This window comes from Candidimonas humi, assembly GCF_019166065.1.
Lineage (GTDB): Bacteria > Pseudomonadota > Gammaproteobacteria > Burkholderiales > Burkholderiaceae_B > Candidimonas > Candidimonas humi.
This window is the reverse complement of the sequence record NZ_JAHTBN010000004.1, coordinates 350,807-363,804: the sequence shown is the minus strand read 5'-3', so window position 1 is coordinate 363,804 and position 12,998 is coordinate 350,807. Positions and strand designations below refer to the sequence as shown.

Here is a 12,998-nt window from a genome sequence, read left to right as displayed (position 1 = left end):
CCCCCCACTTAATATGATCAAAATCACGCAATCTTCCGACAGCGTCGAAATCCTCATCGACCGGCCGCAGCAGCGCAATGCCATCAATGCGGCCATGTATGGCGAAATGAAAGCAGCGCTGCTGGCTGCCGCCGCCGACCTCGAGTGCCGGGCCGTCATCATCAGCGGCGCCGGGGGCCACTTCACGGCCGGCAACGATCTGAAGGACTTCCAGACCCCGCGCGATGACCAGGACAGCCCCGCCCTGGCTTTCCTGCGCGTCCTGGCCGAGCTGGACATTCCCGTGATCGCCGCAGTCGAGGGCCAGGCAGTGGGTATAGGGGTGACGCTGCTGCAACATTGCGATTTTGTCTATGCCAGCGAGACGGCGCGCCTGCGCATGCCCTTCGTCGCCCTGGGGCTGTGCCCGGAAGGCGGCTCCAGCCTGCTCATGGAACGGATCGTCGGGCCGCGCAATGCGGCACGGTGGCTGATGGCGGGCGAGCCCTTCGACGCCGCGCAGGCCTGCGCGGCCGGGCTGGTGACGGCGGTGTCGGCCGCCGGGCGGGCCATGGACGACGCCCGGGCCCGGGCTGCCGCCCTGGCGGAACTGCCCGCGGCAGCCCTGAGGCTGACCAAGCGCATGCTGAAACAGCCGCAGCGCGAGCCGCTTGCGCGCGCCTTCGATACCGAGCGGGACAATTTCCGGGCCAGGCTCCAGTCCGCCGAGGCGCAGGACGCGTTCCGGCGCTTCTTCGAGCGGAAAAAGGGCTGAACGCCAGGCGAGCCTCGGAGCAGCTGGGGGCCTACGCTCCGGACTTGCCAAGGCTTGCCCCTGTCATGGGATTTCACCGCTCGGCCCTATAACTCGGCCCTATATTTGCCTATATCTATATAGATCTATAGAGCCGAAGGCCATCCCACGGCCGAATCGTAGATGTTTTGCAACACCCTGAGCAGCATTAGGGAAAACCCTTGCTTTTCACCTAGGGTTTACCCTATAATTCTTACATCAGCACAACAAACCTACTCAGGTGAACAGCATGACCAGCGCAACCTACTACGAATACACCCGTTTGAGCGATTCGATCGAACGCAGCATCACGCGCAACGCCCTGAACTGCGGCGAGTCGGGCTCGGCCGTCGCCGGTGTCAAGTCCTTTTTCGTCGCCATCAAGCGTGGCCTGATCAGCTTCGTCGAGTTCTGCTCCGATGTCGGCACCGTGATGGCCGAAGCCCGCGCCCGCGGCATGTACTGCGGCGGTACCCGCTGGTAGTTGCCGCAGGCACAACCCGATAGCCCCGGGATGGTCGATCCGGGGCTGCGGGTTAAGTCGGGCTCGCAACGCGGGCTATGAAGTTTCTCGACGCCCTCGCCTGTATATCGGGCGGGGGTTGTTTTTTGCCCGCTCCGCATAAATTCCAGGCGGCTCGCGCAAGGCGGGCACTGAGCCCGCGCGACGGGATAAGGCGGGATTCCCCCATCTCCCCGCCCGACGATGGCTCCCTTCCTCCGGGAGCCCCGTTTCAACCCGGGCGATTCAGCAAAGCCTTCAGCATGCTGAGGCGCTGCTTGGGGCTTAGTGCCTGGGTAGCGGGATCTTCTTCGATTTTTGTTTCCGCCAGGCCCATTTCCTCGATAAATCGGGACGGTTCGCGCACCACATCTTCGCGCGCACGGCGCCGCTTGCGGCACCAGCTCAGGTGCAAGCTGCGCTGGGCTCGGGTAATACCCACGTACATCAGCCGCCGTTCTTCCTGGATGCGCTGCTCCAGGGATTCCGCCGCCTTGGCCGGATCCCCGTATTCTTCGTCTCGCCCCATGTGCGGCAACAGGCCTTCTTCTACGCCGGCCAGGTAAACGTGCGGGAATTCCAGGCCCTTCGAGGCATGCAGGGTCGAAAGCTTGACCGCGTCGGGCTCTTCGTCCTCGCCGCGCTCCAGCATGGTGACCAGCGCCACATGCTGCACCAGGTCCAGCAGATTCAAGCCATCTTCTTCAGCCTTGCGCTTGAGCCACCCCACCAGTTCCAGCACATTCTGCCAGCGCGTCTGGGCCGGCTTTTCTTCCAGAGTGTCGTATAGATAGCGCTCGTACTGGATGGCGCTCAGCAGATCGTCCAGGATGGCGCCCGCCGGCTCGGCGGATTTTGCCTCTCCCGCGGCGCGCCTGCGTCCGGCGCGCCACTGCATGCGCCGTATGAATTCACCGAATACCTGCAGCGGCTCGAGCTGCCTGGGCGCCAGGCCCTGCGCCAGCCCGATTTCGGGGATGGCGGCAAACAGCGAAACCTGGCGAGTCGCCGCGAATTCCCCCAATACCTGCAGGGTCGTCTGGCCGATGCCGCGGCGCGGCGTGGTGACTGCCCGGATGAAGGCCGGATCGTCATCGTCATTGGCGATCAGGCGCAGATACGCCAGGATGTCCCGCACCTCGGCCTTGTCGAAGAAGCTCTGGCCGCCGGAAATCGTATAGGGAATGCGCAGATTGCGCAGCGCCTGCTCAAGGATACGAGCCTGGTGATTGCTGCGATACAGCACGGCGAAGTCGCGCCACTCGCTGTGACGCTCGAAGCGCGCCGCCGAAATGCGCACCGCAATCGATTCCGCTTCGGCCTCCTCGCCGTCCATGGGCGTCACCTGTATCGGCTCGCCCGCCCCCAGTTCGGACCACAGTTTCTTGCCGAAAATATTCGGGTTGCGGCTGATCACCTGGTTGGCCGCCGCCAGGATGCGCTGCACGGAACGGTAGTTCTGCTCCAGCTTGATGATGCGCAAGCCCGGGTAATCCTCGGTAAGCTTGGCCAGGTTCTCGACCGTGGCGCCGCGCCAGGCATAAATGGCCTGGTCGTCGTCGCCCACGGCGGTGAACATGGCGCGCTGGCCGGTCAGCAACTGCACCAGCCGATACTGGCACAGATTGGTGTCCTGGTATTCATCCACCAAAAGGTACTGCACGCGCGCCTGCCAGCGCTCGCGCACCTCCTGGTTCTCTTCCAGCAGCTTGGCCGGCAGGCGTATCAGGTCGTCGAAATCCACCGACTGGTAGGCCGCCAGCGTTGCGTTATAGCTGCGGTACAGGCGGGCAGCCTCGACTTCGCCCGGCGTGGCGGCCGCGCGCTCGGCGGCATCCGGGTCCATCAAGGCATTCTTCCAGAGCGAAATCGTCTGCTGTACCGAGCGCAGCCGCCCCTTGTCGGTCGTGGCGAGCATTTCCTGGATGATGGCCAGCGCATCGTTGGCGTCCAGTATGGAAAACCCCGACTTCAAGCCCGCATGGCGGGCCTCTTCCCGCAGGAACCGCACCCCCAGAGAGTGGAAGGTACTGACCGTCAAGCCCTTGGCCAGGCCCGAGTCCACCAGTGTCTTGACGCGCTCGCTCATTTCGCGCGCCGCCTTGTTGGTGAAGGTCAGCGCCACCACGTGGCGCCCCATATAGCCGCATTCACGCAGCAGATAGGCGATTTTCTGGGTGATCACCCGCGTCTTGCCACTGCCCGCCCCCGCCAATACGAGACAAGGACCGCCCAGGTAAAGCACGGCTTCGCGCTGCGTGGGATTCAAACCGGGAGCTAGGGTGTGGCCAGGGGACATCATGAAATGCGGATCGGGGGCAGCGGCGTCGTGCAGCCAGGCGAACAAAGACAGGGCAAGAAAACAGACATGATACGCGTACGGTGCGGATGGCCGGACGGCCGGGCAATTCCGGCGAGGCGATACCCGCCGCGCATGAGCGGCCACACGGGCGGATTCGCCACAGGCACGCGGGAATCTCAGATTTCCAGCGGGTCGACTTCCAGTTGATAACGCACGCGCATGCCCTCGGCCGCCTCGGGCAGCCGCGGCATCCATAGCGCCAGGCAGGCCTGCAGGCTGGGGCGGTGACGGCTTTCGACCAGCAGTTGGGCGCGTTCGATATTGGCCACTCGCACTACCCGCAAAGGGATGGGATCGTACAGGGCCAGTGAGGCGCCGCAGTCTGCGGCCAGATCCTGCAGCACTTTGCGGGCCCGGCCCAGGAATTCCAGCGCCACGGCCAGTTCTCGCGCTTCGGCAGTCAGCAGGGCCTGGTAGGCATAAGGGGGCAGGCCTATGGATTCGCGCTCGGCCAGGCTGTATTGCGCAAAACCCGCGTAATTGTGCCGCAGCAGGGCCTGGTATACCGGTTGTTCCGGATAATCGGTCTGGACGATGACTTCGCCCCCGCGCACATGGCGTCCCGCTCGCCCCGCCACCTGCATGAGCTGGGCAAACAGGCGTTCGGGCGCGCGGAAATCGTGCGCAAAAAGCATGGCGTCGGCATTGAGCACCCCGACCAGCCCCAAATTGGTGAAATCGTGCCCCTTCGCCACCATTTGCGTGCCCACCAGGATATCGATCTGCCCCGCGTGGACTTGGGCAAACAGCTCGGCCGCGCTGCCCTTGCGGCGTGTGCTGTCTGCATCGATGCGGGCAATGCGCGCTTGGGGGAAGAATTCGGCCAGGTGTTCTTCGACCCGCTGCGTGCCGCGCCCCATGGGGCGCAAGTCCTGGTCGCCGCAGTCGGGGCAGGCGGCGGGCGGCGGGGCCTGGTAGCCGCAATGGTGGCAATGCAGGCGCTGGCGGTGCCCCGCCATGCGGCCGGAGGCCCGATGCAGCACGGTATAGGCGCTGCAGCGCGGACACTGGCTGATCCAGCCGCAGGAAGAGCAACTCAGCACCGGTGCATAGCCGCGGCGATTGATGAATATGAGGCTTTGCTCGCCGTGTTCCAGGCGCGCGCCCAGGGCGTCAAGCAACTGCGGCGAAAACCCCTGCTGCAACGCCAGGCGCCGGGTATCGACCAGGCGTATCTTGGGCAGTTCCACCTCGCGGGCGCGCTGCGCAAGAGACAGTTTCAGGTAATGGCCCCGCTCGGCGTGATACCAGGATTCCAGTGATGGCGTGGCCGAACCCAGCACGACCGGGATGCCCCTGTCGCGGCCAAGCCAGACGGCGAGGTCGCGGGCCGAATAACGCAGGCCGTCCTGCTGCTTATAAGAGGCATCATGCTCTTCATCGACAATGATCAGCCCCAGCCTGGGCAGAGGGGTGAAGATGGACAGGCGCGTGCCTAGCAATACCTGCGCCTGGCCGCGCTGGGCATGAAGCCAGGCGCGCAGGCGCTCGCCCTCGGCCAGCCCGCTGTGCAGCACCGCCAACGCCGCCGGGCCCTCGGGCCCGCCCAGCCGCGACCGCAAGGATTGTTCCAGTTGCGGGGTGAGGTTGATCTCGGGCACGAGGAACAGCACTTGGCCGCCGCGCTCCAGCACCGACTGGGCTGCGTGCAGGTAGACCTCGGTCTTGCCGCTGCCCGTGACGCCATGCAGCAGCACCGTACGATGCCCCTGTATGGCGGCGATTGCGCGCACCGCCTCGGCCTGCTGCGGGTTGAGGTTCGGAGCGGGTTCCGAGGCCACCGTGGCGGGCGCCGCCGCCCGGCGCTTGTCGCTGCGCCGCACCGGGCCGCCCGCCGAACGCGGCCCCTGGTAGGCCGACACCTTGCGCAGGCTAGCCGGCAGGGCCGGCAGCATGACCTCGCCCAAGGGGCGCTGGTAATACTGGGCAGCAAAACCGGCCAGCGCCAGCCAGTCCGCCGGCAGCGGGGGCAGGTCGTCCAGCACCTGCTCCACGGCCTTGATCGAGGCTTGATCCAGGGCCGGTTCCGCGGGCGTTTCCACCACCACCCCAATCATGTGGCGCCGGCCAAAAGGCACGATGACCCGGGTTCCGACGGCAACGGAATGCTCGCAGCGATAATCGAACAGGCCGGGCAAGGGGACATCCAGCGCCACGCGCAGCCACGATACCGCGGGGGAGCCGATATGGGTTGCCTGGCCCGAGGAAGAAGGAGCAGCCCCCGACGGCGCACCTGCATTCGGGGACGGAGACACATCGGCAGCGTGGCTCGCCCCCTCTTCCGGATCAGGCGCCGAAGGAGCCATGACGCCGTCCCATGTCCGCACAATATTTAAAGTGATTTCTTAATAGAAGCCCCGTATGCCACGCGCACAGCCACTTTCCATACCTCGCACCCACCCTGTGGATAACTTTGGGGAAAATTGGAAGAGAAGCTCTGGAAAAGTCAATCCGCACTAGCATCAGGCTATTGTAAAAAACGTTATGTTCTATGTTTATTCTATATAAATCAATTGCTTATTAACTTCATTGATATAGTAACTAAGCTTGGAGGGTATCTTGTGCATAGCAATAAATCAGTGTGCACAACTCGAGCCTAGCCCTATAAAACAAGCCCTTAGCAAGGCTTTTTATACCGTGCCATGCAAAGCCTTGCTGTAGCCGTGTACCTCGTCGACCAGGGTGGCCACGGCCTCTGGTGGCGTATGGCGCGAGATGCCATGCCCCAGGTTGAACACATGGCCGCCGTCACCCACAGGACCGAAATCGTCCAGCACGCGGCGGGCCTGCTGGCGTATGGCGGCCTCGCCGCCGAACAGAGCGATGGGATCGAGGTTGCCCTGCAAGGCGACCCGGTCGGAAATACGGCGCCGCGCCTGCGCAAGGTTGACGGTCCAGTCCAGCCCCACGGCGTCACAGCCGCAGGCCGCAATCTGTTCCAGCCACAGGCCGCCGCCCTTGGTAAAGACGATGACCGGCACCCGCCGGCCTTCGCGCTCGCGCACCAGGCCTTCGAGCACCTGGCGCGTATAGGCGAGGGAAAATTCCTGGAACATGCCGTCGGCGAGCACACCGCCCCAACTGTCGAAGATCATCAGCGCCTGGGCGCCGGCTTCGGACTGCCGATTGAGATATTCGATGGTGGCGCGCGCATTGATATCGAGCACGCGATGCAACAGTTGCGGGCTGCCGTACATCATGCCCTTGACCAGCCGATAATCGTCGGAGCCCTGGCCTTCTACCATGTAACAGGCGATGGTCCAGGGGCTGCCGGCGAACCCGATAAGAGGCACCTTGCCGTCGAGTTCGCGGCGTATCAGGGATACCGCGTCGAAGACGTAGCGCAGTTCCGACATGTCGGGCACGGCCAGGCGGGCGACATCGGCCTCGCCACGCAGCGGACTGGAAAACCGCGGCCCTTCGCCCGGCAGGAACTGCAAGCCCAGGCCCATGGCATGCGGCACGGTGAGGATGTCCGAGAAAAGTATCGCGGCATCCAGCGGATAGCGCAGCAACGGCTGCAGCGTGACTTCGCAGGCAAGCTCAGGATTCTGGGCCATGGCCATGAACGAGCCGGCGCCCGCGCGCGTCCGGTTGTATTCGGGCAGATAGCGCCCCGCCTGGCGCATCAGCCACAACGGGGTGTACGGCACGGATTCGCGCATGAGCGCGCGCAGCAGCACATCGTTTTTGAGCGTGGGTAAAGACGACACGGTTTTCCTTGTTTGAATGCAGGCCCGATTTTACCCGCCCGGGCCGCCCGGCGCCGGACGCTGCCCGCCGCGGTGCGCAGCGGCGCCCTGCTGTTCGGCGCGATATGGGGCCGCATCGATCTGGTGCTTGCGCATGAGCGCCCAGAAGGCGCGCCTGTGCTTTTGCGCAGCGCGCGCGGCCATGGCGATATTGCCGGCATGCTTGTCGAGCGCCGCGCTGATGTACGCGCGCTCGAAGCGTTCGACCACCTTGCTCTTGGCGGCGCGAAAAGATTCGCGGCTGGTGGCGCTACGCGTGGCGCTGGCGATGGCGTAGGCTTCGAGTTCGTGGCCGCTGCGTTCCAGGATATTGGCGCACAAGGCTTGTTCCAGCGCGGCGTTGGCATCGGCGCCCGGCGGAGCATGGGCATAAGAGCCGGCGCCTTGCGGGCCCGGCGAGCACAGCGGCGCCACGGGCGCCGCCGCGCGCTGCGGATAGCGCCGGTCGTCGAGCACGCGTTCGACGCGAACCCGGAGTTCTTCGGTGCAGAAGGGGTCGCGCACGAAATCGGCCACGCCCAGCGCGCACAGATCGTTCAAGGCCGCGGCCTTGAGCTGGCGCACCAGGCCCAGCAGCGGCGTGGCGAGCATGCCGCGTGCCGAGGACAAGGCCGTGCGCACCCAGGCGAGATTGCCTTCGGAGACCGGCAGCAGGCAGACATCGTAGCGGCGTAGCTGTATCGCCGCCCCGGCAAGAAAGGCGCAGGAATCGGCCAGCGCCGGATCGCCCCCGGTTTCGAACAACTGTATGTGCAGGCGCCCGCCCGCGTGGCTGCCCAGCCACGGCCGCACCCACGGGCTACACCCCGGCGTGGCCACCAATACGCAATCCAGGCGTTCTCTCATGACCGCCCCCTTTTGCCGCAACACGGACGCTTGCTCATGCCTGTCTCCCTCTTGTTTGATTAATAGGCAGGACAAGAATAGTAAGGATGCCGCGCCGCGGCTATACGGACTTATCGGAAGTCGGCAAGTACCTATATCAATGAGCTTGACTGCCTGGATCGCCGGGCATGGCCGTGCATTAATCGCTGGATAAATTCAAAATCAGGGTTTTCCCCAGACTTATACGCCGGCGCTCTGGAGCCGGGCGCGGTCTGCTACCATGACCATGTATGCAGTCTGCGCCTATACCTATTCAAACTTCGCGCACCCTACGATGCCCGACATGTCCAGCCTCGCGTCTCCGGCCCACCCGACCTCGCTGCAAGTGGATCTGGCGCGGCGTATCGCCCAGCTCATCTATTCCCGCGACGTGCAGGCCGGCGACCACCTGTCCGAAGAGCCGCTCGCCCAGCAATTCCAGGTCTCCCGCACTCCCATACGCGGCGCCCTACGCCTGCTGGCCGAAAAAGGCCTGATCGCCTATCACCCGAACCGCGGCTACCGTGTCAATGCCCTGCAGGCGGACGCGCCGCGCCCCGAGATCGAAAGCCGGGAACCCACCCCCGACGAACTCTACCGGCGCCTGCTCGACGACCACGTGGCCCGGCAACTGCCCGGCCCCTTGATCGAACGCGAACTGAGCCAACGCTATGGCGTCACGCGCAGCACAGTCACAAAATCGCTGCTGCGCATGTCGGCCGACGGCCTGATCGAAAAGCGCAAGGGCTACGGCTGGCAATTCGTGCCCTCGCTGGAAAGCCCGAGCGCCCTCGCCGAAAGCTACCGCTACCGTATCGCGGTCGAATGCGCCGGCCTGCTCGAACCCGAATTCAGCATCGACGCTGCCGAACTCGAACGCATGCGCGCAGCCCACGAACGACTGCTGACGCGCGACGGCCCGGATATCTCGGCCAGCGATTTCTTCGCCCTGAACGCCACCTTCCACGAAATGCTGGCGCGCTTTTCAGGCAACCGCTATATCCTGCAGGCGGTACAACAGCAGAACCAGTTGCGGCGTCTCGAAGAGCACGCCGCCTTCTACCGCGACGCCCGCTTCGTGGCTTCCAGCCAAGAGCACTTGCAAATCATCGCCGCCCTGAAGGCCGGCGACCGGGACTGGGCGGCCCAACTGCTGCGGCACCACTTGAGAACGGCCCTGCAGGTCTCCTGACGCCTCCCCCCGAGGCGCTGGGGCGACTCCACCCGAAAGCATGCCTGCATGCTTAGGCGTAGCCTTCTTGCGTCGCGTCTTTTATTGTATTTTTTGCGAATACAGTACAAAATATACCATAAGCTCATCACTACTTGCGCGAGCGGCATAACGGCGTCTTCGCCGCGCTCGCCACATCATCATGCCCAGCTCATCCCCTACCCAGATCGATCCCGAAGCCTACTGGATGCCTTTCACGGCCAATCGTCGCTACAAACGCGATCCCGTGCTTTTCGATTCGGCCGATGGCATGTACTACCACCGCCCCGACGGCAGCAAGGTGCTGGACGGCATTGCCGGCCTGTGGTGCGTCAATGCCGGCCATCGCCGGCCGGAAGTGGTGCAAGCCATCGCGCATTGCGCCGACCGGCTGGACTACGCATCCTCGTTCCAGATGAGCCATCCGCTCGCCTTCCAGTTCGCCGAAGCGCTGTGCGAGCAGGCGCCCGGCGAACTGTCACACGTGTTCTTCTCTAATTCGGGTTCCGAGGCCGTGGACACAGCGCTGAAGATCGCGCTCGGCTACCACAAGGCCCGCGGCCAGGGCCAGCGGGTGCGGCTGATCGGCCGGGAACGCTCGTACCACGGCGTAGGCTTCGGCGGCCTGTCCGTGTCGGGCATCGGCGGCCACCGCAAGAACTTCGGCAATCTGCTGCCTTATGTCGATTACCTGCCCCACACCTACGATCGCTCGCAGATGGCTTATACGCGCGGGCAGCCGGCCTGGGGCGCGCATCTGGCCGACGAACTCGAGCGCATCGTCGCGCTGCATGACGCATCGACCATTGCCGCCGTGATCGTCGAACCGGTGGCGGGCTCCACCGGCGTGCTGGTGCCGCCGCAGGGCTACCTGCGACGCCTGCGGGAAATCTGCGACAGGCACGGCATCCTGCTCATCTTCGACGAAGTCATCTGCGCCTTCGGGCGGCTGGGCGCGCCCTTCGCTTCGGAACGTTTCGGCGTGCTGCCGGACATCGTCACTTGCGCCAAGGGCCTGACCAACGGAGCCATACCCATGGGCGCCACGCTGGTGCGCGACGCCGTCTACGAGGCCTATATGGACGCCCCGGAAGGCGCCATAGAGTTTTCGCACGGCTATACCTATTCCGGCCACCCGGTGGCCTGCGCCGCCGGCCTGGCGACCCTGGCGATCCACCAGAGCGAAGGCCTGGCGCAACGCGCCCGCGAGCTGGAGCCCTATTGGGAAGACGCCGCCCATGCGCTATGCGGCCTGCCCGGAGTGGTAGACATCCGCAACATCGGCTTGCTGGCCGCGGTGGAACTCGAACCGCGGGCGGGCAAGCCCGGCCAGCGCGGCTTCGGCGTACACCAGGCCTGCCTCGCAAAAGGCAGTCTCATACGCTCGTCGGGCGACGCCATGCTGCTGTCGCCGCCGCTGATCATCGAGAAGGCGCAGATCGACGAACTGTTTTCCACGCTGTCGGAAGTGCTGCGCCAGGACGCTTGATCGCAAGACGCGAAGAGAAGCGCCGGACATGCCGGCGCGGAATCAAAAAAAGGCAGGCACCCATGATGGATGCCTGCCTTTTTTATTTTCCATCCGCCAATAAACAGCAGGCCCGGCCCGCCGCCTATTGCGCAAGAAGGATTTAGTGCGAAGTACGCCCTTGGCGCAGCTTGCGCGCGGCCGCGGCCTGCGCAGCCAGCATCGCCAGCTCGGCTTCGACCACCGCGATATCGGCCTTGTCCTTGGTGTTGCGCAAGGTCTCTTCGGCGCGGCTGCGCGCTTCCAGGGCCTTGGCCTCGTCGAGGTCGGCTGCGCGGATGGCGGTATCGGACAGCACGGTTACCGCACCCGGCTGCACCTCGAGGATGCCGCCGGCCACGAAGATGTTTTCCTCGCCCTTGTCGTCGGCAAGCACGATCTTCACGGTACCGTGGGTGATACGCGAAATGAGCGGGGCGTGGCCGGGCAGGACGCCCAGTTCGCCCGACTCGCCAGGCAGGACCACGAATTTCGCCTCACCGTTGAAAATCGTGCGTTCCGCGCTGACCACGTCGACATGCAGGTTGGCCATATATCGTCCTTATTGCATCTTCTTGGCTTTCTCGAAGGCTTCGTCGATCGAGCCCACCATGTAGAAGGCCTGTTCGGGCAGCGCATCGCACTCGCCTTCGACGATCATCTTGAAGCCGCGCAGGGTTTCGGCCAGGGGCACGAACTTGCCGGGCGAGCCAGTGAAGACCTCGGCCACGTGGAAGGGCTGCGACAGGAAGCGCTGGATCTTGCGGGCACGGGCCACGGCCTGCTTGTCTTCCGGCGACAGTTCGTCCATGCCCAGAATCGCGATGATGTCGCGCAGTTCTTTGTAGCGCTGCAGGGTCTGCTGCACGCCGCGGGCAATCGCGTAGTGCTCTTCGCCCACGACCTGCGGGTCGAGCTGGCGGCTGGTGGAATCGAGCGGGTCGACGGCGGGGTAGATACCCAGCGCGGCGATGTCGCGCGACAGCACCACGGTCGAGTCCAAGTGCAGGAAGGTCGTGGCGGGCGACGGGTCGGTCAAGTCATCGGCAGGCACGTACACGGCCTGGATCGAGGTGATGGAACCCGTCTTGGTGGAGGTGATGCGCTCTTGCAGCTTACCCATTTCTTCGGCCAGCGTGGGCTGGTAGCCCACCGCCGACGGCATGCGGCCCAGCAGCGCGGACACTTCGGTGCCGGCCAGCGTGTAGCGGTAGATATTGTCGACGAAGAACAGGATGTCGCGGCCTTCGTCGCGGAACTTCTCGGCCATTGTCAGGCCCGAGAGCGCCACGCGCAGGCGGTTGCCCGGAGGCTCGTTCATCTGGCCGAACACCATCGCCACTTTCGACTCGGACAGGTTGTCCAGCTTGATCACGCCGGCTTCGGCCATTTCATGGTAGAAGTCGTTGCCTTCGCGAGTACGCTCGCCCACGCCGGCAAACACCGACAGGCCGCTGTGCTGCTTGGCGATGTTGTTGATCAGCTCGAGCATGTTCACGGTCTTGCCCACGCCGGCGCCGCCGAACAGGCCCACCTTGCCGCCCTTGGCGAACGGGCAGACCAGGTCGATAACCTTGATGCCGGTCTCGAGCAGTTCCACCGACGGCGACAGTTCGTCGAAGCGCGGCGCTTCCTGGTGAATGGAGCGGACTTCGGTGGTTTCGATCGGGCCGACGTCGTCGATGGGGCGGCCCAGCACGTCCATGATGCGGCCCAGGGTGCCCTGGCCGACCGGCACCGAGATCGGCGCGCCGGTGTCGCTGACGGCCATGCCACGGCGCAGGCCGTCGGACGAGCCCATGGCAATGGTACGCACCACGCCGTCGCCGAGCTGTTGCTGAACTTCGAAGGTCAGGCCCTTTTCGGCGAATTCCGAGCTGTCGTCCGCCAGTTTCAGGGCGGCGTAGATCTTGGGCATGCTGTCGCGGGGGAATTGAATGTCCACCACGGCGCCGATGCACTGAACGATGGTTCCGTTACTCATGTTTAGTCCTTGCTAAATATCTTTGACGGGATGCCTGCTGTCCGA

General features: G+C 64.5%; 10 protein-coding genes. 4 read left to right on the top strand and 6 right to left on the bottom strand.

Annotated features, from left to right (window positions below; all coding sequences use genetic code 11):
- Positions 1-13: 13 nt before the first annotated feature.
- Together KVP10_RS12280 and KVP10_RS12275 are read left to right on the top strand one after the other, a co-directional pair.
- Positions 14-754 carry an enoyl-CoA hydratase-related protein gene (locus KVP10_RS12280; protein WP_217964874.1) on the top strand — a complete coding sequence of 247 codons (741 nt, stop codon included), beginning with the start codon at positions 14-16 and terminating at the stop codon, positions 752-754.
- A gap of 268 nt (positions 755-1,022) precedes the next feature.
- On the top strand, positions 1,023-1,256 hold the full coding sequence (locus tag KVP10_RS12275) for a hypothetical protein (RefSeq protein WP_217964873.1): 234 nt from the start codon (positions 1,023-1,025) through the stop codon (positions 1,254-1,256).
- 250 nt (positions 1,257-1,506) lie between these two features.
- Here KVP10_RS12275 and KVP10_RS12270 read toward each other — a convergent pair whose 3' ends face one another.
- From KVP10_RS12270 to KVP10_RS12255, 4 genes are all read right to left on the bottom strand, one after another.
- Positions 1,507-3,573 (bottom strand): UvrD-helicase domain-containing protein, encoded by a 2,067-nt coding sequence (locus KVP10_RS12270; protein WP_217965000.1) that lies wholly within the window; start codon positions 3,571-3,573, stop codon positions 1,507-1,509.
- 179 nt (positions 3,574-3,752) lie between these two features.
- A complete protein-coding gene (locus KVP10_RS12265; protein ID WP_246600638.1) occupies positions 3,753-5,798 on the bottom strand; it encodes a primosomal protein N' in 2,046 nt (681 codons plus the stop codon).
- Between the two features lie 468 nt (positions 5,799-6,266).
- The gene (hemE, locus tag KVP10_RS12260) at positions 6,267-7,349 is read right to left on the bottom strand and encodes a uroporphyrinogen decarboxylase (RefSeq protein WP_343218727.1); all 1,083 of its coding nucleotides are present in this window, start codon (positions 7,347-7,349) and stop codon (positions 6,267-6,269) included.
- A 30-nt stretch (positions 7,350-7,379) separates the two neighbouring features.
- The gene (locus KVP10_RS12255) at positions 7,380-8,234 is read right to left on the bottom strand and encodes a helix-turn-helix domain-containing protein (protein WP_217964871.1); all 855 of its coding nucleotides are present in this window, start codon (positions 8,232-8,234) and stop codon (positions 7,380-7,382) included.
- Between the two features lie 322 nt (positions 8,235-8,556).
- On the opposite strand from KVP10_RS12255, the gene KVP10_RS12250 reads away from it, so the two are divergent.
- Positions 8,557-9,444 carry a GntR family transcriptional regulator gene (locus tag KVP10_RS12250; protein WP_246600598.1) on the top strand — a complete coding sequence of 296 codons (888 nt, stop codon included), beginning with the start codon at positions 8,557-8,559 and terminating at the stop codon, positions 9,442-9,444.
- Positions 9,445-9,625: 181 nt separating this feature from the next.
- The gene (gene aptA / locus KVP10_RS12245) at positions 9,626-10,951 is read left to right on the top strand and encodes an omega-aminotransferase AptA (RefSeq protein WP_217964870.1); all 1,326 of its coding nucleotides are present in this window, start codon (positions 9,626-9,628) and stop codon (positions 10,949-10,951) included.
- A 142-nt stretch (positions 10,952-11,093) separates the two neighbouring features.
- Here aptA and KVP10_RS12240 read toward each other — a convergent pair whose 3' ends face one another.
- The gene (locus tag KVP10_RS12240) at positions 11,094-11,522 is read right to left on the bottom strand and encodes a F0F1 ATP synthase subunit epsilon (RefSeq protein WP_217964869.1); all 429 of its coding nucleotides are present in this window, start codon (positions 11,520-11,522) and stop codon (positions 11,094-11,096) included.
- 9 nt (positions 11,523-11,531) lie between these two features.
- Positions 11,532-12,953: a F0F1 ATP synthase subunit beta gene (atpD, locus tag KVP10_RS12235; protein ID WP_217964868.1), complete on the bottom strand. Its 1,422-nt coding sequence runs from the start codon at positions 12,951-12,953 to the stop codon at positions 11,532-11,534.
- Positions 12,954-12,998: the final 45 nt, after the last annotated feature.